We start from the raw sequence: 26,564 nt of genomic DNA on the forward strand, positions 1-26,564 counted from the left end.
TACAAAATTGATGGGCGAGCACATCGCCTTAAAGAAAACAGTTACTTCAAGAAAGAAAACGGCACTTGGTTTTACGTCAGCGCCGTCGAATCGTAAGCTTAGTAAGCCGATAACACGTTAAGCCCGCATGCCCTTGGTGCTTTCTGTTTCTGAAATATACTTTCCGAGCGCGCGCTCTATACCGCTGCTCACCGCAAAACCTAGCTTATCAGCAATAGACTTTTTCTCTTTAAACTCAATTTCGTAGACATCTACATTCTGAACACGGTTCGAAATGTACTCGTCCGACGTCATGATCTCGTCAACGAGCTTTTCCTCAAGTGCTTTGGTGCCAAACCAAATATCTCCATTAGCCACCTTTTCTATGTCCACCTGCGGCCGCCGTTCAGCGACATAGTGCTTGAACAAAACATGAGTGTCTTCCAGATCACGGCGAAACTTTTCACGGCCTTTTTCTGTATTCTCTCCAAAGAGGGTCAGCGTTCGCTTGTATTCACCAGCCGTAAGCACCTCATAATCGATATCGTTTTTTTGCAACAGACGATGAAAGTTCGGCATCTGGGCTACGACACCGATCGAACCCACAATTGCAAATGGTGATGCAATAATCTTATCGGCAACGCATGCCATCATGTAGCCACCACTGGCAGCGACCTTATCGACGGCCACGGTCAAGTTAAGACCAGCCTTCTTAATCCGGTCTAGCTGCGCAGCAGCAAGGCCATAGGAATGCACCATTCCTCCCCCACTCTCTAACCGCACAACCACTTCGTCTAACTGAGCATCTGCTACCTGCAAAAGAGCGGTCACCGAATCGCGAAAGGTATCGACAGCACTAGCTTTGATATCACCATCAAAATTCAAAATATAAACACGAGGTTTTGGCTTCGCGATGCTCTTGCCTTTTCCAGCAGCTTTCTTCTCGGACTTAAGACGCTTCTTTTCTTCCTTATCACGCTCCTTAAGCTGCTCACGCGTCAGAATCTCCTGTTCAAGCGTAGACTTATGATCCTCATACTCGTCATTCAGCTTTTCCACTTTTAATCGAGCTTTTTTATCACCCTGCGCGCGCGAAGAAGCGCTTGCGACAGCCGCGATCGTCAGCAAGACAACCACCAAAACAGTAACAGCTTTCGCCAAAAACAAACCGTACTCGCCAAGAAATTCCACTCAAACCTCTTTGTTTTCATAATGTCGTTAGAAGTCCATGATATTAGGGCTTTTACTCACTAATACAAGGTTTTGTGCATTTACCACAAAAATCAAACGAGCGTTCGATCAGCACTATTGACATAAAAGATCAATCCCAATAATCTGCTCCGACGATTTTGCGTTTCATCGCAAACGGTCTAGCCTCATAACTTGTTACTTTGGCTCAAATACCGAGCTCAAGATCATCAAATAGGTTAGTAAACTATGCGTCAGCGCTTACGCTGGCATCAACAGATAAAAATGAAGGGTACTCTAATGTCTGTAGCAGCTACTTTCGAAACACTAAAAGCAAACTTTAACGCAGATGCAGCAGCAGGTTTGGACTTGGTTTTCCAATTTAATATTGAAGACGATTCTAACTACAACCTAACAATTGCTGACGGCACTTGTGAGCTAGCAGAAGGCGATCATGACGATCCTTCAGTGACACTTATCATGAGCACTGAAACGCTAAACGGTATCGTGAGCGGCGAAACTGACGGCATGCAAGCATTCATGGCTGGTCAGCTTCGTGCTGAAGGCGACATGATGCTAGCCACCAAGCTTGGCGAACTATTCAGCATGTAAGCTTCGGCTTATAGGCACAAAAAAAGGCGATCATTTTGATCGCCTTTTTTCTTGCTTCCGCAATCGCCAATTATAACCGACTAAGCCGCAACCTCATAACCAATTGAACGCAAGCTATCTTCTGATAATTTCAACAACTCTTCATTCGCTGACGTCCTTTGGCCCATCGCTTCAAGGTAGTACTCGATAGACGATAGCGCATCTGCCAGTGTCTCCAAAAGCTTCTCATCGGGCATAGATTGAGCATCAATTAACTCCGACTTAATACATGCCTCACAAGAGGCAATAATCTTGGACACACGCTCTCTGCCCATCAAGAATAATCCGCCACGAGTGCAATCCAATGCCTGCGTCACGTTCGCCAAATGAAGCTTATCGCCGCCCGAATCCAAATAGGCCGATATCGACCGTTTAGCCAGCGCTAAACTACCCTGTGATTCCTCTACAACCATGGAGCGGGCTTCCTTCAAGAAGTGGTTATCAGGATCTTTCTCAACCAACACATGATCCGTCTCGGTGCCAGATTCTTTGTATTTGGCTATCGCGGCCTCAACGCCAATAATCGCATCAGCAACCAGTAACAATTGGTCCTCGCTCACCTCGCCACTTGAACCTAGCCAACCACGAACTATGGCCGCCTTTTCAAGGCAGTCAGCGCTCAAACGCGGAAGATTGAGAATAATCAATACGCTCGACAACCTTGTCATAACTTCAGCGACAATCTCTACCTCTTCATCAGAGACGCTTGACCCTCGCTCGAACAAATCCAACTTCTCTTTGATCGTTAGAATGTCTTCGTTCAACGCCTTAGCCAAGGAGTCAATGACCTGTGCACCTGGCCCTTTAAACTTCTCAAATTCTCTAACTCGCTCTGACTCGGTATACCGTGCTTCACAATCAATGTGGGACAACAGTGTTTTACCAAGATCGCCGTCAGAATCTATCACTGACAGCAAAAACGAAAATTCACGTACGACTGTTTCAGATGGATCTTTGTCTGAAGCGCTTGCTCCATCTCTGACCATTTCTCTGAACAGCTTTTCAACCTGCATTAATAGTCGTTTTCTGACATCAATCAGTTCTGCATTCGTCTCAAGCAGCTTACTAACAACATCATGGAAAAGTGACCAAAAAGGCGCCATACCATAGCCAATACTTAAACGGGCAGCGCCCTCTGCAGAGCGCTTAATTAGTCTTAAACCCATTTCATCTGCATTATCTCTAAGAATCGCAATCAAACCAGTTTGGAAGATATGACGAAAGCGATGGGCATGATGTTCGAAATCAGAAAGTGGAGAGAGCCCATCTAGTGAAACCGATGACATTAAATCAATCGATTTGCGCTCATCAAATGTATGGAAACCAGACTCCAGCATAGGACCTTGTTTACGGAGGAGTCGAAGTTGATTGATAGTACCTAGTAACAGCTCTGGGAAATCATGTTTTTCCGCGCCAAGGTACTCACCGTAGTGCTTAAGCACGAACACCGCATCACTGAGCCCTGAAAGAAGGTCGTTTTTGGCATCGGTAGCCCCAACAGGCACATCAGTAGCAAGCTGAATGGCTTCTTCAGTGAGAGCAATCGCACCTTTCAACTCAACCACGACAAAAATGCCGCGCAACTGATTCAGGCAATCGATGCAGTTCTGCAAATCCTCGCCATTATCGCGATCATCAAGAAACCGCCCCAAGCTTTGCTCTGCAGCTTGAAGGGTAGTTTCGATTTCCTTATGTACTGCGTCTAAAGTCGCTTGATTATTCGTTTGCGACATAGTGACAACACTCCGCTTTTCCGTTTTCTAGGCGATATTACGCCCGCTGCTACTCCCGGCCTACCCGAAAGTTACCAATCTCTACCTTTTAATTTATAGATCATTTTCAGCGCTTAACAAGCGAAAGGAAGGTTAAAGCAAAGTATTTAACAATAAAACTAAGTGACTCTGCTCAAAGGAGTTTTGCTTGAGAATCGCCAAGTTTTGCCACGTATGCTTGGTGCTCTGCCAACTCGTCTTCAGATGCGTAAATAATGGGAAGAGCCGATTCAGTCGAGTTGCGGTCTAACCGGGTAATTTCACCAACACTCGCACCACCGCCAACCCCATGACCAAGCTCGAACGCTTCTTGGCCGCCACTAAGAAGGAGGTATACATCGGCAAGAATCTCAGCATCTAGCAATGCGCCGTGCAGAGTACGGTGACCATTATCGATTCCATACCGCTTACAAAGAGCATCGAGACTTACCTTTGCACCAGGGTGCTTTTGACGCGCCATCGCTAGGGTATCTAGTACACCGCAATTTTTTTCAATAGCCGGACGCTTTGGACGTAACAGAGAAAACTCGTGGTTAATAAAGCCGACATCAAACGCGGCGTTGTGGATCACTAGCTCCGAGCCATCCACAAACTCAAAAAATGATTGCGCGACTTCGGCAAATCGCGGTTTGTCCGCTAGAAACTCGTTTGTAATTCCATGAACATCTATGGCTTCTTGCTCAACAACGCGTTCGGGATTGATGTACACATGGTAATGCTCGCCAGTCAACTTTCGGTTGATCAATTCCACACACCCAATTTCGATAACACGATGTCCTTGCTTAGGGTCTATGCCGGTGGTTTCGGTATCAAGTACGATTTGACGCATCACATATTCTCTTTATTTAATACAAACTCAACGCCCTTGTTCGCGAGCGCATCCGCGATATCATTTTCGGTATGACCACTATGACCTTTCACCCACCTCCACTCGACCTCATGGCTTTGGCACATTGCATCCAACGCGCGCCATAAATCAGAGTTCTTCACCGGCTTTTTCGCGGAAGTCTTCCAGTTATTCTTCTTCCAGTTGCTAATCCAACTTTCGATCCCGTTTTTTACATATTGCGAGTCAGTATAAAGCCGAACTTTGCTTGGGTTTTTTAAGGCTCTAAGACCCTCTATGGCGGCCTTTAGCTCCATCTGATTGTTTGTTGTTTCCAGCTCCCCGCCATAAATCTCCTTGCGATGCTGTCCACTCAACAACAGTGCACCCCAACCCCCTGGACCTGGATTGCCCTTACACGCGCCATCTGTATAAATCTCTATCTCTGCTGCCATAAAATTTAACTGTCGGAATGATCATCCAAAATAGTACGGGAGGCGCGACCGGCGACCGGAATACCAATAACTTTTGCCGGTTTACGCCAAGAACGGCGTAGGTTGATCCTCGCCCCTTGCTGTTTTTGCGCCATGATAACGTAGTAGGCTCCCAAAGGCACTTTGGAGTTGAGTATACTCTCGATCCAACCAAACCTGCTTGCAGTACTAGGATGATTTATCGGCGGCGCATAGAAATAGTAACGCATGGTATCGACCTTAAAATCGAGAAGATTTAACCAGTCGGACACTCTATGACCCGAGATAAAACGGTTGCGCCAAAGGCCTCTTGACGAGCGATTACAAAGCTTCAGCACTCCCCATAAACTAAGCGGGTTGAAGCCCACAAGAGCAAGGTGACCAGAGGGCTTTAGAATCCGAGCAGCCTCTCTAAGCGTTTGATGCGGGTCTGCACTAAAATCAAGAGCGTGATGAAGAATAACCATGTCTGCGCAATCATGATCTAAAGCTAACTCAGTGCTCAGTGACACTACAGTATTTTCAGGCATGTCAGGTTCAGCCCTTGGTACAACATAGAAACCATGACCCAAGCCACTTGCATTACCAACAGGGATTCGATGTGAGACACCTATTTCAGCTTGGTGAAACCCATAACATCGCTCAACTAACTTCCCCAGGCGCTGCCGTTGATTCGCCAACAACGACCGTCCAATAGCTGATTGAAACCAATCTTCCAGCTCTTTTTGAGTAGCCATGAAAGAAGAAGCCTGATCTTTCTCTTGAAAGAAGTCGTTGTGGTACATCGTATCGTCCTAAAAGGTTTCGGAAGCGTAAGGCAAATCGGATGCTTTAAGCAGTATACTCGTAGTTTCAAAAACTAACAGAAGCTAGAAAAACGAGAGATGCAAATGGGCACCATCACGATTGAAGCAATACCAGCATTTGTCGACAACTATATCTGGTGTATTCAGGATGCTAAAACTGCGATCGTCGTGGATCCTGGTCAAGCTGAACCCGTGTTGGAGCATTTAAAACAGCACCAATTATCGCTTGATGCCATATTAGTCACACACCATCATCCTGACCACGTTGGGGGAATAGAACGCCTAAAACAAGTATTCCCGAGCGCCAAGGTCATTGGATTTAAAGAATCACGTTATGCTGGCGTTGAACATGAACATGTCGAAGGGGATTGCTTCACATTACTTGGTTTGGAATTTCGCGTTATTGAAGTTCCCGGCCATACTCTCGACCACATTGCGTTTCTCACAGTGCTCGACAATCGCCCGCGCTTATTTTCAGGAGACACTTTGTTTTCAGGTGGGTGCGGTCGACTTTTCGAAGGCACCGCCGAACAGATGCTGCACTCTCTCGAGAAATTCAAATTGCTACCGGATTCGACAGACATCTACTGCGCTCATGAATACACGCTATCCAACCTCGCCTTTGCGAAAACACTCATGCCCAGCAACCAAGATTTGCATGAGTACAATTCTAAATGCGAATCTTTGCGTAGCGGTAATCAGAGTACGATTCCGACAAGCTTACAGTTAGAGAAGAAAGTTAACCCTTTTTTAAGAGAAACAGACCCCGAGATCATCGATAATCTCCGAAACCTCGGCTATATAAACCTTGATGATGCAGTAGCTTGCTTTTCGGCGATCCGAAAAGCCAAAGACCAAGCTTAAGTTCTCACGTAGTACATAGGAATCGACTAGCGGTATGACCCGTCTCTTTTTTATCTTCGCATTGCTGCCTCTTACTCTCCTTCAGGGCTGCGCGCACTTCGAGCGGCATGTTACGGCATCACCGAACGCGCAAACCGAACACAATGAGCAGCCCACCCAGGTTCGCGACGACGTACCGCCTCTCGATGCAATACACATCGCAACATTTGATCAATTTCTCTCAGAAAACACAGTACAACCCCTCGTCTTACCTCATGCTCCAGCAGGTTGGCTCGTAGAATACGACCATCAACCTCTTCCGCTTGAAGTGGTCGAACAAATAGATCGTCCAAGCGATCTAATGCAACGTATTCGAGAAGGGTTTGCACTCGACCTTGAATCTGATAACAAGCGCATTCAAGCACAACTGAATTGGTATTTAAGGCACCCTGAATACCTAGATCGTGTTTTTACTCGCGCTTCGCGTTATATGTATCACATCGTTGATCGCCTAGAAGAAGAAAACATCCCGCTTGAAATCGCACTGCTTCCCGTTGTCGAAAGTGCATTCAACGCGTTTGCCTACAGTCATGGTCGAGCTTCCGGTTTATGGCAATTTATTCCCGGAACGGGAAAAATGTATGACATGCATCAAGACTGGTGGTTTGACGGTAGACGGGACGTGCTTCTTTCAACCGAAGGCGCGATCCGTTATTTGTCTTGGCTTAATAAGAAATTTGACGGTGACTGGCTTCATGCCCTGGCCTCTTATAATACAGGCTCAGGTCGAGTAGCGCGCTCAATAAGGCGCAATCTTAAAGCAGGGAAACCAACCGACTTCTGGTCATTGAAACTGCCGCGAGAAACCCGAGCCTACGTTCCAAAACTCCTTGCGATCTCAAAGATCGTCGCTGATCCGGCAAAGTATAATATCACTCTAAAATCCATCCCCAATCAGCCTTATTTTGACGTTGTGAAATTGGATAGCCAAATTGACCTTGCACAAGCAGCAAATATTGCCGAGCTAGATATTGAAGAGATTTATCAATTAAACCCGGGGTTAAACCAGTGGGCAACACCGCCAAGTGGGCCGTTCCGGCTGCTCATGCCCGTAACGAAATCAGAGCAGTTCGAACAACGGCTGGCTTCCATTCCTAAATCTGAGCGACTTACTTGGGACAGTTACAAGGTAAAGAAAGGCGACGCCTTGGCAAGAATTGCTCGCAAATTTCATACGACACCTTCGCTCATCGCCCAAGTAAACAAGCTTCGAGGGAATCGTATATATGAGGGACAGGAGTTATTGATCCCCGTTGCATCTCAAAACAAACGGTTCTACAACCTTAGCGAGCAAAACCGCATCGCCAGCGTACAAACAAAAGTGCAAGGAAAAAATGGTGCATCAAAGGTTTTCTACACAGTAAAAGCCGGAGACACTTTTTGGGACATTTCCCGTGCGCACAAGGTTGGCATTCGGCAGTTGGCGAAGTGGAATTCGATGGCACCAGGAGACGTCCTTCGCCCTGGCAAACAATTACTAATCTGGTCCAACACGGCAGGCAAAACACAGGTAGCGCAAAAACAACCTACTGTTAATTATGTTCCTTCGCTGAACAGCTCGTACGCTCCGAGAGACAAACTCAAGCGGCTAAGCTACCGCGTCCGAAATGGTGATTCTTTGTGGCGAATTGCAAATCGCTTTAATGTCTCAGTGAACGAACTAAAACAATGGAACAACCTTGGGAAAAAGAAGTATCTTCAACCTGGTCAGCGCCTAACAGTGTTTGTCGATATCACTAAAGGTTAGGCGAGAAATTTTTAGCGCGCTGCCAGTACATTCAATGCAAGCTTTGCCTGCAAAAAGAATTGCTGAAAACCCGCCTGGTGACTTGCATCTATAGACCGATGACTTACCCCCATATCCGCGTAAAGCAAACCTATTTTCTTCCCCTTAGCGGAAAGGGGAGCAAGGATAAAAGCATTAGAGTCGGTTTTATAGGCTAACGCTTCGATCTCTTTTTGATGCTGCAACACCCCCTCAGCCCCTTTTATTTTGAAACATGAAGGCGCATCATCCTTGAAGAGAGAGTCGAGTAAGCCACCTGCCCCCGAGCCGGATTTCATAATCAAGCTCATTGGCCAGTCAGAGGTCTTACTTCCACTCGCCAATTTCACCGAGTAACAACCACGTCGTGCATCAAGCAGAAAAAAGGCACTCCTTTCAAGCCCCACACCTTTGTGTAGCCCTCCGAGCAAGAGCTTAAAAAAGCCCTTTATTTGTATATCACCAAGCATCATTTCTGACATCTTTTGAAGCGCGCTTAGCTGTATTGTTGGATTAGGTGAAATTAACGCAGATCCGTCACATTCGTCCATCTCGCCTTCGACCGGCAAAGCGTCGCTTTGAGAACGAGACTTCGCCGCTGGATCGTGATCAGAACTTACACTGCTCTCTGTGGCTGAACGGCTGTCAGGCTTTTCAATATCACCCTTGTCGCGTGCGGCCTCAATGTCTTCTGCTAGCTCGGACGCCGCATTTGAGCGATCATCCGTCTCACTGGCGTCAAATGAATCCATCGCCGGTTTCGGAGATTGGCTTAGGCCTGGCTCAGGTACGGCGTTTATCAACCGTTCATCCCCAAACTCTTTAAGAGCAGAAATCGCGCTGTACGTTGAGTTCGTAAGCACGCCCCGCACTTGCTCGCCCGTTTTGCCGGTATATTTTACAGACTCTTTAAGGGCCAATTTAAACGCATTAGAGTTGGGACCCTTCGCGGTTGCGCCAACAATTGACTCACCAAGCTCTATTGCCTTTAAGCGGGAATCCGTTGCGCCGGGATCATAAATCTGATGAACCAGACCATCGATTCGCCAGCGCTTCATTAACGTCTTCGAAAGCGTATCGAAGCGAACACCAAGTACCTCCTCAGCAACCGCGTTACGCTCCTTATCCGTTGTGACGCCTCTAAGCTTTCGCTCTAGTTCCGCGACGTCATCTTCACCAGACGAAAGCACTAACAGCTCAACGAGATTACTAAGTAAGCTGGCTATGAACGCTTCTTCCCGCGCAGTGTCATTAAACTTGCTACACAGTCCGCGAGTTTGATGCGCTGCGTGCAGACATTCGGCCAAGCGTTGGAACAATAGATCGCTGCCGCCATTTTCTAGCAGAGAGTCCATGATTTTAACTGCGAGGCAAACGCTTCGGATATGCTTAAACCCGATATTGATGATGGCCCGACTCACCGTTGTTACTGCTGTTGAGCTAGGATTAAACTGAATGGAATTGCCAATGCGTATGATGTGCGAAGTGAGGCTCGCATCTTTAAGAATCAGCTCACTAAGCTGTGCTGCAGACGAGTCATCACTTGCGGTTACGCTATCTAGCTTTTTAAGCAACCCCGAAAGCGCTGCCGCCTGACTGCCCTCAAGCAGCCGAATCCATCCATGTAACCCGCGTTTCTTACTCATCTTAGTCCTTAAAAATAAACAACTTTAGTGTAGCAGCCGATTGGAATGATGCGCGGATTTTCAGCCCATGTTAGATTGGCGTTAAAGTAACTGGAGGCCGAATGAGCGACCAAATAGAAAACTGCAGTGTAAACATTCAAGTAGATGTAGCGTGGGGTGAGATGGACGCATTCCAACATGTAAATAATGTTGTGTACTTCAAGTACTTCGAAAGCGTGCGCATAGCATACTTCGAGCAACTCGACATCTTCGGACACATGGAGGCGACAGGAGTCGGCCCTATCCTAGGATCCACGCAATGCCGCTTTAAGGCACCGCTCACATATCCGGACAGACTACTGGTTGCAACAAAGGTGATTGATCTAGAAGCAGATCGGTTCACAATGAAGTACTTCGTACAAAGTGGAAACTCGGGCCGGGTCGCCGCAGAGGGCGAGGGATCCATTGTCTTTTACGACTACAAAAATAACCGCAAACACGACATCCCGAAGCACATTCACAGCGCGATAAAAGCACTGGACCTTGTTATTTAGTGGATATCGCTTCTATGACGCCATAAGCGACATAGAAGCTTGCGTGAAATAAAATGAAACAAAACGCCACTTACTATTTTCTGAATATCAGGTTGATCGTGAAAAGCAGCACTAGCGCGCCGAGGGTGGCTGAGATAATCGCACCGAGCAATCCGGTCACGGCAAACCCCAAAAAAGCCATGAGATAACGACCGATAACGGCGCCAACCACTCCCACTACAATATTGCCGAAGAGCCCAAAGCCTCGCCCCTTAGAGAGCAAACCCGCAAGCCAGCCAGAAATAGCACCAATCAATAACATGATTGCCAAGCCCTGAATCTCCATAATCAGCTCTCCATTGGTATTGGTATTGGTATTGGGTGTCGCGCGTGATCCTTAAAACTCGAAAACGACAAGCCTATATGCTTTCTAGCTCAGCTCTTTAAATGCATCGTATTGGGTAAGATAAACTTTGCCCTTCAAGTGATCAAAAAGACCACTTATCTTTAACCGATCCATGACCGGCCCCTTCACCTCTGAAAGATGCAATAGGACACCCTGTGCAAACAGCTTTCGATTTAAATCCTCAAGCATCTCTAGCGCACTAAAGTCGACCTCGTTTATCGCACTGCATTGAATGACGACGTGGGCTATCGAATCTCGCTTGAACACCTCATTTAAAATTCTCTCTTCAAGCTGACCTGCATTTGCAAAAAACAGACTCTCGTCTTGCCGAAGCGTCAGGAGGCGCGCAGATGTCTCGACGTCGAAACGCTCAACATTTCGAAAATGCTCAGTACCCGAAACAAGTCCAACCTCAGCAATATGTGGCGTCGATGTACGATAAATATGTAACCAAATAGAAAGAAGTACGCCCGATGCAACGCCCACCTCAACACCAAGTAGCAAGGTTATAATTATCGTAGTACTGACCGCATAAAAATCACTACGTGAGAACGCCCAAGTTCTGCGCAGCATCGTTAGGTCGATCAAACTACTCACTGCGATAATAATCGTCGCAGCAAGCACAGCTTTGGGGAGGTGATAGAGATAAGGGGTCAGAAATAAACAAACAACAAGGATCCCTAACGCCGTAAAAATACTGGCCATTTGTGTCGCCGCGCCCGCATCAAAGTTCACTACTGATCTAGAAAAACCACCCGTCACAGGAAATCCACCTGAAACACCTGACCCCAAATTGGCCATACCGAGCCCAACGAGCTCTCGGTCCGGATCCACTTTCTCTCGACGCTTTGCAGCGAGTGTTTTTCCAACAGAAATGGATTCAACGAAGCCAATTAAAGTGATCATCAGAGCCGGGAGTATGAGTAGCTCAACCATTTCCAAGCTTGGAATAGCAAACTGAAACTTGGGCAATCCAGACGGGATACTGCCTGTCATACCAACCCCCTTCTCCGCAAAGCCGAAACCTCGGCTAAGGCCAATACTTACAACAACAACCACTACCGGGCTGATTTTTGCGATCAAATCAGAATATCGAGCCGACATACCAGCGCGAACCAACACGCCTGATAAGTAGACCTTACAGAACCACAAAGCAATCAGCGCACACGAACCCAGCACCAAGGTATTAAGGTTCGTTTTATCGAGATTCGCTATCGTTGCCGGGACCAATTCAACAAGCGTGCTTCCGCCCCCTTCTATACCCAATAGATGCCGTATCTGACTTAAACCAATAATTAAGCCGGAAGCTGTGATAAATCCAGAGATGACAGTATGTGAAAGAAAGTTGGCAACAAAGCCGAACTTAAATAGGCCAAGCAACAAGGATATGGAACCAGACATTAATGCCAATGTAATGGCTCCGGATAGATAAGAACCTATTCCTAGCTCGGACACTTCCGCTAATGACGTTGCCGTCATTAGCGAAATCACCGCGACGGGACCAACGGACAAAGTAGTGCTTGAACCAAAAGCGGCATATAACACCAAAGGCATAATACTTGCGTAAAGGCCGACCTCAGGTGGCAACCCCGCAAGCATCGCATAGGCTAAAGACTGGGGTATGAGCAGCATAGTGACAATCACTGCTGCTACAAGATCTTTCACCAATGACTCTCTGTTGTATTGTTGAAGCCAAGAGAGCATCGGGATAGCTTGCTTGAAACGCGTTATCAAAAAAACCTACCCTACGCTGTCTTGTGAAATAATCATGATGCTCAGGCCTTGTCGCGGTGGTAGCGTGCCGTGTTTTCTTCCAAAGGGCGGGCAGCAACTACGGCTAGCGAATCTTCATCACTCATAAACATGGCCCAATGTGTCATGCGCTTGCTTCATCCGAGCTAGCTTAATTTCTTGCTTTCTTCCCAAATAATCGAGCAGCGATTACCAGTACGACAATAAGCAAACGTTTTGAGGTTCTGACGCATTAGCGACGCAAACTCAAGCACTTGTTCTTCCTTTAGTTGCCCGCCCGAAAACGGGAGATTTGCAACCTGCAGGCCCAGCTCCTTTGCACGCGCTTCAATTTCCGCAAAAGGGGTCTGCCCTTCTGCCTCATCATCTGGCCGATTGCAGACCAGCAATTCATAACCCTCAGCTGCAATCTGGTCTAGGTCATCGACTGTTATTTGAGCGCTTACAACATAGTTATCGGCTAGTTTTTTAGTATCCATGGATTCTCCACTTATCGAATGGACTTTGTTTACTGGAATGCGTTTAGAGGAATCTTAAGGTAAGAAAGGCCATTTGACTCTGGCTCCGGCAAATGGCCGGCTTTCATGTTCACTTGAAGCGACGGCAAGATTAATCTAGGCATGTCTAGAGTCGCATCTCTTGCCTCACGCATCATTACAAAATCCTCTTTAGCGATGCCCTCTCCTACATGAATATTCTTTTTTCTTTGTTCAGCAACGGTCGTTTGGAATAACAGGTCTCGGCCATTTGGAGCATAGTCATGACACATGAAGATACGCGTATCTTCCTCTAACGCCAAGATACGCTGAACAGAATGATAGAGTGTCTCCGCACTGCCGCCCGGAAAATCACATCGCGCGGTCCCGGCATCTGGCATAAATAGCGTATCCCCGACAAAAGCCGCATCACCTAAAACATGCGTCATGCAAGCTGGGGTATGTCCGGGAGTATGCAAAGCAAAGCAACTTAGCTGCCCGACAGTGTAGCGCTCTCCATCCGTAAATAGATGATCAAACTGAGATCCGTCTCGCGCAAACCCAGCACCCTCATTAAACACTTTACCGAACACAGATTGCACAACAGAAATCTGCTCACCTATGCCGAGCTTCCCTCCAACATGCTTCTGTATATAGGGCGCAGCACTGAGGTGGTCTGCATGCACATGCGTTTCGATCAACCACTCTACGGATAGATTGTTTTGTTCGATAAACTGAATAATTTCGTCGGCGCTCTCAAAGGAGATCGTACCAGACGCGTAGTCAAAATTAAGCGCAGAATCAATGACGGCGCACGCTGAAGAAGAAGGGTCTTTGACGACATACGAAAAGGTATTGGAGTCTCCCTCAAAAAACTTCGTCACCTGTGCAGGCTGGACGACGGCCATAGTTAAGAACCTCGCGATCACATAATAAGATGATCGGAATTATATGATGCAAGCTTTATAAACGAAACAGCTAAGCTTAGATTATTTTTGCATAACAAGCTTCGAGCAGGCCCTAGGTGACAAAATACACTAATGCGGTAAAAGCGCACTCGGAGACTTACCTTCCAACGCATGCCTCGTTATGCCGATAAGCAAGCACTAGTCTTTACTAAGATACATCTCTCCATAATGAGCGACTGCAACCGAATCAGTATCATCGGTATCAGTCATGATCGCAATGCCATCAATCACGTCAATATCGCGATCAAACAGCTCTCTGAAATCCTCTCGAAGATTTCGAGCTTCAAAATACCATTCGCCTTGCTTGTCGTCGCTACCCCGAAGAGCCACCATTTGGGCGTTGTCACCCGCATAAGCGTTTGACCATGTCGCGTTCGTTTCCGGATTCGATGACCAAACGTAATTTATCGCTATAGTCTTCCAGAAAAACAACCCACCCGAAACAACGACGTAGACACGCGCTGCATAATCGTCACCATCCTTGGTGGATTCGTCATGCGCGTTTAAGCCTTTCTCTACCCTCCAAGACCAAGACAGCACAGGATACTCTTTGATGTTCAACTCTTTCTCCAAAAACATACCTGACGCCGTGCCCCTAGACTCCGCTTTCACCATCGGCACTTCGCCATCGACGATATTATAAGAGGTTAAACCTTCAAAGGACTTGGGCTGCCATTCAGCCCACCCACTCTGAGTGGGGTACAACAAGACAACGCGCTCAGATTTATCATTTGCCGAAGAGGTGAACGAAACAAGCAGTGCGCATGCCAGTAAGCATCGTGTAAATAACTTCATAAAATACTCTATGTAATCGTTGTTTTAACTTGGAGTTGGTAGCATGCGAAAAGTTCACACTCATCAAACTCATCACACTCATCACTCTACGCCAAATCATTTAGCTTAACGGGATTTCGCGATAACGTGTTAGGCACCAATAGTTAATGTAGAAAAAGTTAGTCGGTGTTAGTCATCCTGATAACTTCTTAGCGGTAAGGTAATGATCAAAACAATCATTGGCCTTTCGGCTAGCTAAAGTTCACCAAAATGGCCCTAAAAATTATCAAGCTTGCTAGCGCCTTCGTTTTAATCTTGCTCGCAGCGCTCGCTACCGTCTTGTTTTTTGTTGATCCAAATAGCTATAAAGATTTGATCCAGCAGAAAGCAAAGCAAAGCATCGGAATTGATATCGCGATTGAAGGCGATATTTCTTGGTCCCTTTATCCTATTGGCTTTGACTTAAACGGCTTAAGTCTTTTTGATCAGAATGGCGCTCTCTTTACGCGCATTGATTCAATACAGCTCGCTTTAGACACCATAAGCCTTCTTCGATGGAAGCCTGAAATTGAAGGAGTATATGCATCTGGTGCAAACATTGTTTTAAAAACAAGCCACGACGGCCGCAATAACTGGGATACGCTGTTAGATACGTCTTCGATTAAACCTAGCACAACAGCAACAGCGCCAAAAAATGAAGAGACGCCGACCAATGGAACGAATCCAGGACCAACGACCCTTTTGTTCATTCCTGCCCAGCATGTGCATCTTAACGATTTCAAAATACAGTATTACGATGCGTTAAATGGACGAGATATATTAGTCAGCGCGCTCGACTTGGAAATAAACGGCGTAACATTAGGCCAAGGCTTTCCCTTGAGTATGAGCTATCAACTTAGTAGCGACGCTTTATCGCTCAGTTATGCACATGATCTCAGCACCCGTATTGAGCTTTCGACCGACCTTCGGAAAGTTCGACTCACTGACCTCATCAATAATGTTGACGCATCAGGCGCTTTCGGACGAAACAGGGCTGTAAAACTGTCACTAACCGGCGATTTGGATTTCTACATCGACCAAAAAGAACTCGTCGCACACAATGTTCAGATCAGTGGTGCTGGGCTTGCCGTTGATACAAACTTCAAACTGAGCGGCGCAGGAGCCTACCCGCATCTTCAAGGCAATTTGAGTGTTGCACCATTCGCCCTGGCTTCGATCAACAAGCATCTAAGTTTGGACTTGGGCGTCAACAATCAAGCTTTTCGCAGCGTAAGATTCCATACACCGTTTGAACTCAAGAACAACAAACTTACTCTTCCGACTTTTGATTTAGGAATTGATAACAGCCAGTTTATAGGACGTCTTGGCTATCACACCATCAACCGAACGTTAGATCTTAACATCAAGGGAGACAACCTGGATGTTGACCGTTACCTAGCGGCTCTTGAGCCGAGTCATGCGCCCCTAGCCTTTCAGCAATCACGCACTGTAGTCGGCGCAATTGCTTCACCAGACTCGGCATCAACGAACCAAGCTAACCAGAAGCCTCTGTTACCGCTCGAGATAATGAGAGACATGGACGCTGAGATTACAGTGACTCAAGACAGCCTCCGCTATTCCAATTTTCTTGTGAGCGACATCCAACTCAACACCGTCCTTCGGTCAGGTGTACTTTTCATCGAGCAATTAGATGCGCGAGCGTTCGAGGGAGCGCTCAAATCCAAAGGTACAGTTACACTAAGCAATACGCCGTCTTGGCAGTTTGGCGGAAGTCTTACTGGCCTGGACCTTAAGCCCCTCAATACGCTCTCAAATTCTAGCTTGCCATTTTCGGTGGACGGCTCGCTTAATGCCTCTTTCGCTCTTGATGCAAGAGGAAACTCTATCATCGAATTACTATCGCAAAATCAAGGTAGATTTGATGTAGATGTCTCTGAGGGAGCACTCAACAATTTAAATCTAGATCGTTATATGTGCGAAGGGATTGCTGTCATTAATCGAGAGAAATTGAGCCAAAAATGGGAATCGGATACACATTTCAAGACACTAACCAGCAAAAATGTGTTGCTCAACGGAGTTCTCAATACCAACTCAATTAATATTGAGACCCCTTCTCTTCAAGCTTATGGAACCGGTCGCCTTGCGCTCGCCTCGACAAACTTCAGTTATCAGTTGGCGGTCAAGCCTCTTGGTATTCCTAGCGATTCAGCCTGCCTCGTCAATGCTAAGTACGCAAATCTTGAAATACCCCTGCAATGCAGCGGTAGCTTATCTGAGGAAAATTCACCACTAAACTGCGCGTTGAACAAGCAGCGGATATCCGCCTTAATGGAGCAACTTGCGCGAGACGAAACAAATAGAAAAGTCGAGAAGGAATTAGACCGCGGATTTGACAAAAAAATCGGCGAGTACATTGATAAAGACAGTGAATTGGGCAAACAGCTAAAGAAAAGTATTTTGAGCATATTCAACTAAACACCAGTAGGCGTTAAGCGCTCACTCTTCGGCTCACCCATAAGTTCACTGCTTTGTTGCTTAGTTTGGGCGCGCTTAAGTACCTAGACCACCCATGCAGATGTATTTTATCTCCGTATAATCATCCAGCCCGTAAAAAGATCCTTCGCGGCCATAACCGCTTTGCTTCACCCCTCCAAAAGGTGCTGCGGGGTTTGAAATGATTCCCTCATTAACACCCACCATGCCGTATTCCAAAGACTCACTAACGCGCCAAACACGCCCAATATCGCGTGTGTATACATACGAAGCCAAGCCATAGACTGTATCGTTCGCTATCTCAATCGCCTCGCTTTCTGTCCGAAACCGAATTATCGGCGCCACTGGGCCGAAAATCTCAGAGTGCGCCACATCCATTGAATTTGTAACAAAGTCTAGCACTGTGGGCATAACGAACTGAGCACCTAGATCGTGAGGCTCTCCACCTGATCTAAGCTTGGCTCCATCGCTTAGCGCAGCATCAACGAGCGACGACACCTGCAAAGAGGCCGCCTCGCTTATCAAAGGGCCAATGGAGACACCCTCATCCATTCCGTTGCCAACCTTCAAGCGTGCAACTTCACAAACTAGCTTCTCAACAAACTGATCGGCAATTGAGTCGTGAATAATAAACCGATTAGTGCACACGCAGGTTTGGCCAGCGTTACGAAACTTACTGACAATTGCGCCTTGCACAGCAGCCTCAATATCCGCGTCCTCAAAAACAATGAACGGCGCATTACCTCCAAGCTCCATCGAGACGCGCTTAACGGTATCAGCGCAATCTTCAATCAGCATCTTGCCAACACGGGTCGAACCAGTAAAACTGAACTTCTGAACCTTTGGGTTTTGGGTGAGCGCTTTCCCCATGCCTGGGGCATCAGTACCAGTAACAACATTCAGAACGCCATCTGGAATTCCAGCTTGCTGAGCAAGCTCGGCCATTGCCAACGCCGATAGAGGGGTAAGCTCTGCCGGACGAACAACAAACGTGCAACCAGCAGCCAAAGCCGCCGCCGCTTTGCGGGCTATCATAGCGTTAGGAAAGTTCCAGGGTGTAACAGCACCGACAACGCCGACAGGCTGCCTAATAGCGATAATGCGCTGATCGGAACTTAACGAAGGTATTGTCGAACCATATAGTCGTTTCGCCTCCTCGGCAAACCACTCTATGTATTTTGCACCGTAAGCAATCTCACCCTTTGCCTCCGCCAAAGGCTTTCCTTGTTCCAGGGAAAGCAATTCACCTAACGGTTCCTGGTTACGCATCAACAAATCAAACCAACCACGAAGGAGGCCAGCTCTTGTGTTAGCGGGTGTCGCAGACCACTCTTTGAACGCGTCCGTTGCGAAATCAACAGCACTTATGACATCCTGCCCCGTCGCATTGTGAACACGGGCGATCACCTCACCAGTTGCCTTGTTGCACACATCAAACGTCTCATCACCTGAAAGCCAGTGCCCCCCGACGAACGACCCTGTCTTTATTAAATTCTGAACGTCCATAATCATTCCCAATAACACACTTTATTTATAATTCATCTAAGACTTGGCGCGCCGCCCGAAATGCTTCTTGACACGCAGGTGCTCCGCAATACGCGATGCTGTGCAATAAGACCTCTCTTATCTCATCAACGGACGCCCCATTATTCAATGCACCCCGAACATGCCCCTTTAGCTCTTGAGGAGCTTTCAAGGCGGCAAGCATTCCAATTGTCACAAGACTGCGCGTTCGACGATCTAGACCATCGCGAGCCCAAACGGTGCCCCAACACGCGTCATTAATGAGATCTTGCATCGGTTGCGTAAAATCATTCGCGCCGGCCAGTGCTTTGTCAACAAAAGCATCGCCCATGACCTCTCGCCGTATTTTTTCGCCCTCGCTCATTTTCTTCTCCTTTTGAGTACATTCATAACCAGCGCCGCACGCGCCCACAGTAATCTTGAAACTCTTGCCCAAATCTAGCTTGCAAGGCATCCTCTTCAAAACGGATCTGGAAATGCGTCATGTACCCGACAAACCCACAAACCAAGAGATAACCAAAAAGATTCTCTAAGAAGCTGGCTAATGCCACTAAGCACAGAGCCATTCCCAAATACATCGGATTTCTAGAAAACCGATACACACCGGCAGACACCAAGACCGTTGATTTTTGAGGGGTATAAGGGTTAACAGTTGTCTTGGAGTGAACAAACTGAATGACAGCGGGCAGCAATAGCACAACGGCCAAGAAGAAGAACGCAAAGCTAAACCAAAAAAGCCCAGCCATTTTAATCCATGAAGGCGAATAGAAGTCGACAGCAATGATGACTGCAGCGAATACAAGAGTAACGATCGGCGGGGGAATACGCATTTAGTTAAGCCACATAAAAGAAATCATCTACAGGGCGCTAGAAGCACCCACCAAGGTTCAGTATATTTTACACTGCGTTCGTTTTATAAGTCATCCTAAGGTTTACCTGAATCCGGAATTACAACTTGGTAAATAAGCCTTTCGGCTGATCATTCTAAGCCCTACTGACCACTATTATGCTTACATCGAAACAAATTAGAGCATCAGGCCTTATTCGTTTCATTGTCTCTCCTTAAACTGGTTAAACAGTTACCCTTTGCGGTGTTTGGTTATGTTCGGCAACCTCTCACCGCTTTTTTTTGCCAAAAAAAAGGAGACCGTAGCCTCCTTTCAAACGTGTTTTATTAAAAGCTACCAGCCAGTGGTTTCCTTTAATGCCTTGCCGATATCCGCCAGACTTTTAACCGTTTTCACCCCAGCACTTTCCAATGCCGCGAACTTGTCTTCCGCAGTGCCTTTGCCACCAGAAATGATCGCCCCAGCATGCCCCATACGCTTACCTGGAGGCGCTGTCACACCAGCGATATAAGAGACTACAGGCTTAGAGACGTTGTCTTTAATATAAGCCGCAGCTTCTTCCTCGGCCGTACCGCCGATCTCACCTATCATCACAATCGCTTCGGTTTGAGGGTCATTCTCGAACATTTCTAGTATGTCGATAAAGTTTGAACCGGGAATAGGATCACCACCAATACCAACACACGTCGATTGACCAAAACCGTGATCCGTAGTCTGCTTTACAGCCTCGTACGTCAATGTGCCTGAACGAGACACAATACCAACTTTACCCGGCAAATGGATGTGACCGGGCATAATACCGATCTTGCACTCGCCTGGCGTAATAACGCCTGGACAGTTAGGGCCAATTAGCCGGACACCCAACTCGTCACATCTCACTTTAGCATCAAGCATATCAAGCGTTGGAATACCTTCCGTAATACATACAATCAACTTAATGCCGCCATTCGCCGCTTCTAGGATCGAATCCTTACAAAACGGAGCCGGAACGTAAATTACAGAAGCTTCTGCTCCTGTCGCTTCCACCGCCTCACGAACTGTATTGAAAACAGGCAAACCGAGATGCGTTTGACCGCCTTTACCAGGCGTAACACCACCGACCATTTTCGTACCGTATTCGATTGCCTGCTCTGAGTGAAACGTACCTTGTGAGCCAGTAAAACCCTGACAAATCACCTTTGTATCTTTATTAATTAAAACACTCATTATGCTTGACCTCCTGCTGCACTAACCACTGACTCTGCAGCGTTCGTCAAACTTGTTGCTGCGATGATATCCAAGCCACTTTCCGCTAGTGTCTTAGCACCAAGTTCTGCATTATTACCTTCGAGCCGCACCACTACCGGCACCTCTACACCAACTTCCTTAACTGCCCCAATGATACCTTCAGCGATAAGATCACAACGCACAATACCACCAAAGATATTCACTAGAACCGCCTTAACATTATCGTCGGAAAGAATAATCTTAAAGGCCTCGGTAACACGCTCTTTAGTCGCGCCGCCACCAACATCCAGGAAATTCGCTGGAGCACCACCATGAAGCTTAACGATATCCATTGTACCCATCGCTAAACCGGCACCATTTACCATGCAGCCAATGTTACCGTCTAACGCGACATAATTAAGCTCCCACTCCGCCGCATGCGCTTCCCGCTCATCTTCCTGAGACGGATCGTGCATCTCACGTAGTTTGGGTTGTCGATACATCGCATTGCTATCAATATTAATCTTCCCATCAAGGCAATGAAGATTTCCATCAGAAGTAATTACGAGCGGGTTAATTTCCAACAAGGCAAGATCATAATCATGGAATAACTGTGAAAGACCGATGAAGAGCTTCGTAAACTGTTTGATCTGATCGCCTTTAAGGCCAAGCTGAAACGCAAGATCCCGTCCTTGGTATGGCTGAGCGCCGACCAAAGGATCAATCTCAGCTTTCAAAATTTTCTCTGGCGTCTCTTCTGCCACTTTCTCGATTTCAACGCCGCCTTCGGTCGATGCCATGAAAACGACACGACGAGACGCACGATCAACAACGGCGCCTAAATAAAGTTCTTGGTCAATATCGGTGCAGTCTTCGACAAGAAACTTATGGACAGGCTGACCATTTTCGTCGGTCTGATAGGTCACAAGGTTCTTCCCATGCCACCGATTAACAAACTCAATGATTTCCTCTTTCGTGTCTACTAGTTTTACACCGCCAGCCTTTCCTCGACCGCCAGCATGAACCTGAGCTTTAATTACCCATTTGTCGCCACCAATTTTGTCGGCCGCCGCGACAGCTTCATCTGCCGTATCACAGGCGTAACCTTTTGATACGGGCAGACCGTACTCAGCAAAGAGTTGCTTTGCTTGATACTCATGTAAGTTCATAGCTTATTCCGTTGTTTTAATGAATGAGCGACAAGGCCTCTGCTCATAGCGAGACCCCATCCCTGATATAACGCCGCTTTTAGCAGCGTAACCTTTAATACTACAGAGATTGCTTAACAATCTATTTTCTCTTCTTGCGATTCGCAACGTGAATGGCATGTCCACCGACTGCTAATGCCGCCTCGTGGACGGACTCTGATAGCGTTGGGTGCGCAAACACAGTCAAGCCAAGGTCTTCGGCACTAGACCCAAACTCCATTGCAATCACAGCTTGCGCGATCAATTCTGATGCACTTGGGCCTATGATATGGACGCCCAACACCCGATCAGTCTCTTCATGCGCTAGTATCTTCACCATACCAGCTGTCGAGTTTGCGGCCATTGCACGGCCGCTCGCTGCAAAGGGTGCCACACCAACATTGTATGGTACGCCATCGGCCTTGAGTTGCTCTTCTGTTTGACCAACCCATGCGAGCTCTGGATGCGTATAAATTACACCAGGAATCGTGTCGTAATTAACTTGCGTCTTCTGACCGGCAATTCGCTCGGCAACCATGACACCTTCTTCGCTACCTTTATGCGCGAGCATTGGACCACGAACCACATCACCAATTGCGTAAACGCCCGGCACGTCTGTTTGGCACTGGTCATCAACATAAATGAAGCCCCGTTCGTCAAGATTGACGCCGCTATCCGCAGAGAGCAAACCGTCAGTAACAGGTGCTCGGCCAACTCCGACAATTAACTTGTCCACTTTTAGCTCTTGTTCGCCCTTGGCATCTTTGTAGTTAACGTAAACCAAGTTACGTTTCACCTCAGTACCCTGAACCATCGACTTGAGCCGAATGTCTAACCCTTGTTTCTTAAACTGCTTCAAAGCTTCTTTAGCGATCTGCTGGTCTACTGAGCCCAAAAAGGTGTCTTGTGCTTCTAGAACAGTAACTTCAGAACCTAGTCGCGCCCAAACACTTCCTAACTCTAGACCGATTACGCCGGCTCCGATAACACCAACACGCTTAGGCACCTCCTCGAACTCCAAAGCACCTGTGGAGTCAACAATATAGCCTTCTGTTAACGGCGCAGGAGGAATCTCAATAGGCTTAGACCCTGTCGCTATTATGATATTGTCCGCCTCGTAGCTCGAAACAGAGTCGTTCGCATCTGTGACCTCAACCTTCTTACCGCCAAGCACTTTCGCTGTACCATGAATTGATGTCACGCCATTGGCTTTAAAAAGCATGGCAACACCGCCAGTCAAGTTTTTAACGATCTTGCTTTTGCGTTCCATCATCTTTTCGACGTCGATTTCAACGCTATCGGCCTTAATCCCGTGGACATCAAAATCGTGTTTAGCATCTTCGTACTTATGGGAGGATTCGAGCAGTGCTTTCGAAGGTATACAGCCAACATTTAGGCACGTCCCACCAAGAACAACCTTACCGTTATCGCCCGTCCATTTTTCGATACATGCGGTTTTGAGCCCTAATTGAGCAGCTCTGATCGCAGCGACGTACCCACCAGGGCCGGCACCAATTACAATTACGTCAAACTTGTCTGACATTACTTACTCCTGCCAATTAGATATCTAGAAGAATTCGCGCTGGATCTTCAATTAATTCTTTGATCGTGACTAAGAACTGCACCGCTTCTTTACCGTCGATCATCCGATGATCATAGCTCAGCGCCAAATACATCATTGGCAAAATAACAACCTCACCGTTCACAGCCATTGGGCGCTCTTGGATCTTGTGCATGCCGAGAATCGCCGTTTGCGGTGGATTTAATATTGGTGTCGACATCAAAGAACCAAAAACACCTCCATTTGAAATGGTAAATGTGCCACCAGTCATCTCTTCGATTGTGAGCTTACCGTCACGTGCTTTACCGCCAAACTCTTTAATTGAAGATTCAATTTTCGCGAGGCTCATGGTATCCGCATCGCGAAGAATAGGAACGACAAGACCTTTTTCAGTGGACACTGCAACACCAATATCCTGATATCCATGGTAAACAATATCGTTACCATCGATAGACGCGTTAACGGCCGGGAATCGCTTCAAAGCTTCTGCTGCGGCTTTAACAAACAACGACATAAACCCTAGTTTCGTGCCGTTATGAGTTTTCTCAAACAAGTCTTTATATTGTTTGCGCAACTCCATTAGAGGCTTCATATTGACCTCATTAAATGTCGTAAGCATCGCCGTATTTTGGCTAGCGTCTAACAATCGACGCGCAATCGATGAACGAAGCCTCGTCATTGGAACACGCTTTTCTGGCCGCTCCCCGACAAACTGAGGCGAATCAGGGGTTGCAGCAACTGGAGCTGCAGAAGCTGGAGCTGAAGAACTACCCTTCTCGCTGAGGTACTTAACGATATCTTCCTTAGTTAGTCGCCCGTCCTTGCCAGAGGCTGGCACTTGCGATGGATCGACGTCGTTTTCATCGACAAGCTTACGAGCAGCAGGGCTCATCACAATATCGGCAGCAGGCTCTTGTTTTGTTTTTTCTTCTGAGGCGGGCTCTTGGGAAGGCTCGTCTGAAGAGGCAGTACCAGATGCACCCGCATCAAACCGACCTATCAATTCGCCGCTAAGAACAACGTCGCCTTCATTTTTTACTATTTCCGAGATAACACCATCGTCCGGTGCAACCACTTCCAAAACCACTTTATCCGTTTCTATATCAACGATCAGTTCATCGCGTGACACCTGCTCACCCGGCTTCTTATGCCATGTTGCGATCGTACCGTCGGCNACAGATTCTGGAAAGGTTGGNGCTTTGATTTCTTTAGACATTTCCAATCCTTACATTTTATTCGTTATCGAAAGCTTGTTTAACTAGGGCCGTCTGCTCTTCAACGTGCACTGAGGTATAACCCGCAGCAGGCGAAGCAGAGCCTTCACGTCCGGCGTAACGCAAATATATTTTCTCGTTCAACTCACGCAAAGCTTGACGCATGCGGTGCTGTGTTGGGTACCAAGCCCCCTGATTCTGTGGCTCCTCCTGACACCAAACCACATCCTTTGCCTTGGTATAGACAGAAAGGATGTCCACCAAGTCCTGATGAGGAAATGGATAGAGTTGCTCGATACGTACGACAACAGTGTCGATAATTTCATTGCTGCGCTGATAGTCGAGCAAGTCATAGTAAACCTTACCGCTACACATAATGATGCGAGTGATTTTCTTTGGGTCGAGACCCTCCGAATCACCAATTACCGTTTGAAACTCGCCACTGCTGAGATCATCAAGAGTCGAAATAGCCTCTTTGTGACGGAGAAGACTCTTAGGCGTGATGGCAACCAATGGCTTTCGCAAAGGCCGTTTCACCTGACGCCGCAACATGTGAAAGATCTGCGCAGGGGTAGTTGGTACACAAACCTGGATATTGTGTTCAGCGCACAACTGCAAGTAGCGCTCCAGCCTTGCCGAACTGTGCTCAGGCCCTTGGCCTTCGTAACCGTGAGGCAGCAGCATGGTCAAACCACATAGTCGACCCCATTTATGTTCGCCACTTGTAATAAACTGATCTATGACAACCTGCGCCCCGTTGGCAAAGTCTCCAAACTGAGCTTCCCAAATAACAAGGGCATTAGGATTTGTGGTCGAATAGCCATATTCAAACGCAAGCACAGCCTCTTCCGATAATAGAGAGTCATAGATTTCAAGTCTTGGCTGGTCTTCAGCGAGATTCGCAAGCGGAATAAAAGTGCTCCCATCTTGCTGATTATGAAGCACAGCATGTCGATGAGAAAATGTTCCTCGACCAACGTCCTGACCAGTAATGCGCACTTCATGGCCCTCATTGATCAAGGTCGCGTACGCCATAATTTCGCCATAACCCCAGTTTAGCGGCAAGGCTCCTTGGTTCATTTTTTTTCGGTCTTCAATAATCTTTTGAACCTGACGCTGGATAGGGAATCCTTCAGGGGTCGTCGTTAACTTCTTACCAACTCTTTGAATTGTTTTGAGCGGAACGCCCGTTTTGGCACGCGCGGTCCATTCATGCCCAATATACGGTGCCCAATCGACATACATCTTTGAATTGGGCTCCAGCACCAAGCTACGTGTTACATGCTCACCATTATCCAGAGCAGCTCGATAATCATCCTCGAGCTTCTTGCTCTGCTCTGCGGTAACAAACCCTTCCTGAATCAACTTATCTGAATAAATCGTCCGAGTGGTCGGCAAAGCCTTAATGATCTCGTACATCAAAGGCTGAGTTCCTGAAGGCTCATCCGCTTCGTTATGACCACGACGACGATAACAAACGAGATCTATGACCACATCACTCTTAAACTCATTTCGGTAGTCAAGTGCGACCTGAGTTGCAAACAGCACAGCCTCGGGGTCATCACCATTGACGTGCAATATAGGAGCATGGATCATTTTTGCAACATCAGTACAGTACTCTGTCGAGCGTGCAT

The 26,564-nt window shown here is 47.1% G+C and carries 25 protein-coding genes; 6 read left to right on the forward strand and 19 right to left on the reverse strand.

Annotation, left to right across the window (positions count from 1 at the left end; genetic code table 11):
• The first annotated feature begins 6 nt into the window (after window positions 1-6).
• Window positions 7-96, forward strand: coding sequence for a hypothetical protein (locus tag A3750_RS27390; RefSeq protein ID WP_369819969.1), 90 nt, complete (start codon window positions 7-9; stop codon window positions 94-96).
• Between the two features lie 21 nt (window positions 97-117).
• On the opposite strand, the gene sohB is transcribed toward A3750_RS27390, so the two are convergent.
• The gene (sohB, locus tag A3750_RS21970; RefSeq protein ID WP_068464235.1) at window positions 118-1,170 is read right to left on the reverse strand and encodes a protease SohB; all 1,053 of its coding nucleotides are present in this window, start codon (window positions 1,168-1,170) and stop codon (window positions 118-120) included.
• Between the two features lie 297 nt (window positions 1,171-1,467).
• On the opposite strand from sohB, the gene A3750_RS21975 reads away from it, so the two are divergent.
• On the forward strand, window positions 1,468-1,779 hold the full coding sequence (locus A3750_RS21975; protein ID WP_068464238.1) for an SCP2 sterol-binding domain-containing protein: 312 nt from the start codon (window positions 1,468-1,470) through the stop codon (window positions 1,777-1,779).
• A gap of 80 nt (window positions 1,780-1,859) precedes the next feature.
• Here the strand turns inward: A3750_RS21975 and A3750_RS21980 are convergent, their stop codons facing one another.
• The 4 genes from A3750_RS21980 to A3750_RS21995 all read right to left on the reverse strand — a co-directional run bounded on the left by A3750_RS21980 (window position 1,860) and on the right by A3750_RS21995 (window position 5,674).
• Complete coding sequence (locus A3750_RS21980; RefSeq protein WP_068452831.1) at window positions 1,860-3,551, reverse strand: hypothetical protein; 1,692 nt, start codon at window positions 3,549-3,551, stop codon at window positions 1,860-1,862.
• Window positions 3,552-3,723: 172 nt separating this feature from the next.
• Complete coding sequence (dnaQ, locus tag A3750_RS21985; RefSeq protein ID WP_068452828.1) at window positions 3,724-4,419, reverse strand: DNA polymerase III subunit epsilon; 696 nt, start codon at window positions 4,417-4,419, stop codon at window positions 3,724-3,726.
• Window positions 4,419-4,871, reverse strand: coding sequence for a ribonuclease HI (gene rnhA, locus A3750_RS21990; protein WP_068452827.1), 453 nt, complete (start codon window positions 4,869-4,871; stop codon window positions 4,419-4,421). The genes dnaQ and rnhA overlap by 1 nt, the downstream gene beginning before the upstream one ends.
• A 5-nt stretch (window positions 4,872-4,876) precedes the next feature.
• The gene (locus A3750_RS21995; protein WP_082863058.1) at window positions 4,877-5,674 is read right to left on the reverse strand and encodes a class I SAM-dependent methyltransferase; all 798 of its coding nucleotides are present in this window, start codon (window positions 5,672-5,674) and stop codon (window positions 4,877-4,879) included.
• Between the two features lie 105 nt (window positions 5,675-5,779).
• Between A3750_RS21995 and gloB the strand changes: the two genes are divergently transcribed.
• Both gloB and A3750_RS22005 read left to right on the forward strand, forming a co-directional pair.
• Complete coding sequence (gene gloB, locus A3750_RS22000) at window positions 5,780-6,559, forward strand: hydroxyacylglutathione hydrolase (protein WP_068452824.1); 780 nt, start codon at window positions 5,780-5,782, stop codon at window positions 6,557-6,559.
• A gap of 34 nt (window positions 6,560-6,593) precedes the next feature.
• Window positions 6,594-8,345, forward strand: coding sequence for a LysM peptidoglycan-binding domain-containing protein (locus A3750_RS22005; protein WP_068452821.1), 1,752 nt, complete (start codon window positions 6,594-6,596; stop codon window positions 8,343-8,345).
• A gap of 11 nt (window positions 8,346-8,356) precedes the next feature.
• Here A3750_RS22005 and A3750_RS22010 read toward each other — a convergent pair whose 3' ends face one another.
• Entirely contained in the window at window positions 8,357-10,009 is a 1,653-nt protein-coding gene (locus A3750_RS22010; RefSeq protein ID WP_068452816.1) for an HDOD domain-containing protein, read from the reverse strand.
• Between the two features lie 101 nt (window positions 10,010-10,110).
• On the opposite strand from A3750_RS22010, the gene A3750_RS22015 reads away from it, so the two are divergent.
• Window positions 10,111-10,542: a thioesterase family protein gene (locus A3750_RS22015; RefSeq protein WP_068452814.1), complete on the forward strand. Its 432-nt coding sequence runs from the start codon at window positions 10,111-10,113 to the stop codon at window positions 10,540-10,542.
• Window positions 10,543-10,615: 73 nt separating this feature from the next.
• Here A3750_RS22015 and A3750_RS22020 read toward each other — a convergent pair whose 3' ends face one another.
• The 5 genes from A3750_RS22020 to A3750_RS22040 all read right to left on the reverse strand — a co-directional run bounded on the left by A3750_RS22020 (window position 10,616) and on the right by A3750_RS22040 (window position 14,918).
• Entirely contained in the window at window positions 10,616-10,867 is a 252-nt protein-coding gene (locus A3750_RS22020; protein ID WP_068452810.1) for a GlsB/YeaQ/YmgE family stress response membrane protein, read from the reverse strand.
• An 84-nt stretch (window positions 10,868-10,951) separates the two neighbouring features.
• On the reverse strand, window positions 10,952-12,592 hold the full coding sequence (locus A3750_RS22025; RefSeq protein WP_369819968.1) for a SulP family inorganic anion transporter: 1,641 nt from the start codon (window positions 12,590-12,592) through the stop codon (window positions 10,952-10,954).
• A 233-nt stretch (window positions 12,593-12,825) separates the two neighbouring features.
• Window positions 12,826-13,158: a TIGR01244 family sulfur transferase gene (locus tag A3750_RS22030; RefSeq protein ID WP_068452805.1), complete on the reverse strand. Its 333-nt coding sequence runs from the start codon at window positions 13,156-13,158 to the stop codon at window positions 12,826-12,828.
• Window positions 13,159-13,187: 29 nt separating this feature from the next.
• The gene (locus tag A3750_RS22035; RefSeq protein WP_068452803.1) at window positions 13,188-14,063 is read right to left on the reverse strand and encodes an MBL fold metallo-hydrolase; all 876 of its coding nucleotides are present in this window, start codon (window positions 14,061-14,063) and stop codon (window positions 13,188-13,190) included.
• Window positions 14,064-14,261: 198 nt separating this feature from the next.
• On the reverse strand, window positions 14,262-14,918 hold the full coding sequence (locus A3750_RS22040; protein ID WP_068452801.1) for a DUF3047 domain-containing protein: 657 nt from the start codon (window positions 14,916-14,918) through the stop codon (window positions 14,262-14,264).
• Between the two features lie 249 nt (window positions 14,919-15,167).
• Between A3750_RS22040 and A3750_RS22045 the strand changes: the two genes are divergently transcribed.
• A complete protein-coding gene (locus A3750_RS22045) occupies window positions 15,168-17,372 on the forward strand; it encodes an AsmA family protein (protein WP_068548829.1) in 2,205 nt (734 codons plus the stop codon).
• A 75-nt stretch (window positions 17,373-17,447) separates the two neighbouring features.
• Here A3750_RS22045 and A3750_RS22050 read toward each other — a convergent pair whose 3' ends face one another.
• The 8 genes from A3750_RS22050 to A3750_RS22085 all read right to left on the reverse strand — a co-directional run.
• Entirely contained in the window at window positions 17,448-18,902 is a 1,455-nt protein-coding gene (locus tag A3750_RS22050; protein WP_156492256.1) for an NAD-dependent succinate-semialdehyde dehydrogenase, read from the reverse strand.
• Between the two features lie 19 nt (window positions 18,903-18,921).
• On the reverse strand, window positions 18,922-19,278 hold the full coding sequence (locus tag A3750_RS22055; protein ID WP_068452795.1) for a carboxymuconolactone decarboxylase family protein: 357 nt from the start codon (window positions 19,276-19,278) through the stop codon (window positions 18,922-18,924).
• A gap of 22 nt (window positions 19,279-19,300) precedes the next feature.
• Entirely contained in the window at window positions 19,301-19,744 is a 444-nt protein-coding gene (locus A3750_RS22060) for an isoprenylcysteine carboxylmethyltransferase family protein (RefSeq protein ID WP_068452792.1), read from the reverse strand.
• A gap of 351 nt (window positions 19,745-20,095) precedes the next feature.
• The gene (gene sucD / locus A3750_RS22065) at window positions 20,096-20,968 is read right to left on the reverse strand and encodes a succinate--CoA ligase subunit alpha (protein WP_068452788.1); all 873 of its coding nucleotides are present in this window, start codon (window positions 20,966-20,968) and stop codon (window positions 20,096-20,098) included.
• Entirely contained in the window at window positions 20,968-22,137 is a 1,170-nt protein-coding gene (gene sucC / locus A3750_RS22070; protein ID WP_068452785.1) for an ADP-forming succinate--CoA ligase subunit beta, read from the reverse strand. Before sucC ends, sucD begins: the two co-directional genes overlap by 1 nt.
• A 121-nt stretch (window positions 22,138-22,258) precedes the next feature.
• Window positions 22,259-23,698: a dihydrolipoyl dehydrogenase gene (gene lpdA / locus A3750_RS22075; RefSeq protein ID WP_068452782.1), complete on the reverse strand. Its 1,440-nt coding sequence runs from the start codon at window positions 23,696-23,698 to the stop codon at window positions 22,259-22,261.
• A gap of 16 nt (window positions 23,699-23,714) precedes the next feature.
• A complete protein-coding gene (gene odhB, locus A3750_RS22080) occupies window positions 23,715-24,932 on the reverse strand; it encodes a 2-oxoglutarate dehydrogenase complex dihydrolipoyllysine-residue succinyltransferase (protein WP_068452779.1) in 1,218 nt (405 codons plus the stop codon).
• A gap of 16 nt (window positions 24,933-24,948) precedes the next feature.
• Window positions 24,949-26,564 (reverse strand): 2-oxoglutarate dehydrogenase E1 component (locus A3750_RS22085; protein WP_082873391.1); only part of this gene is annotated, 1,616 nt, incomplete at its 5' end.

Source organism: Oleiphilus sp. HI0079 (genome assembly GCF_001635105.1).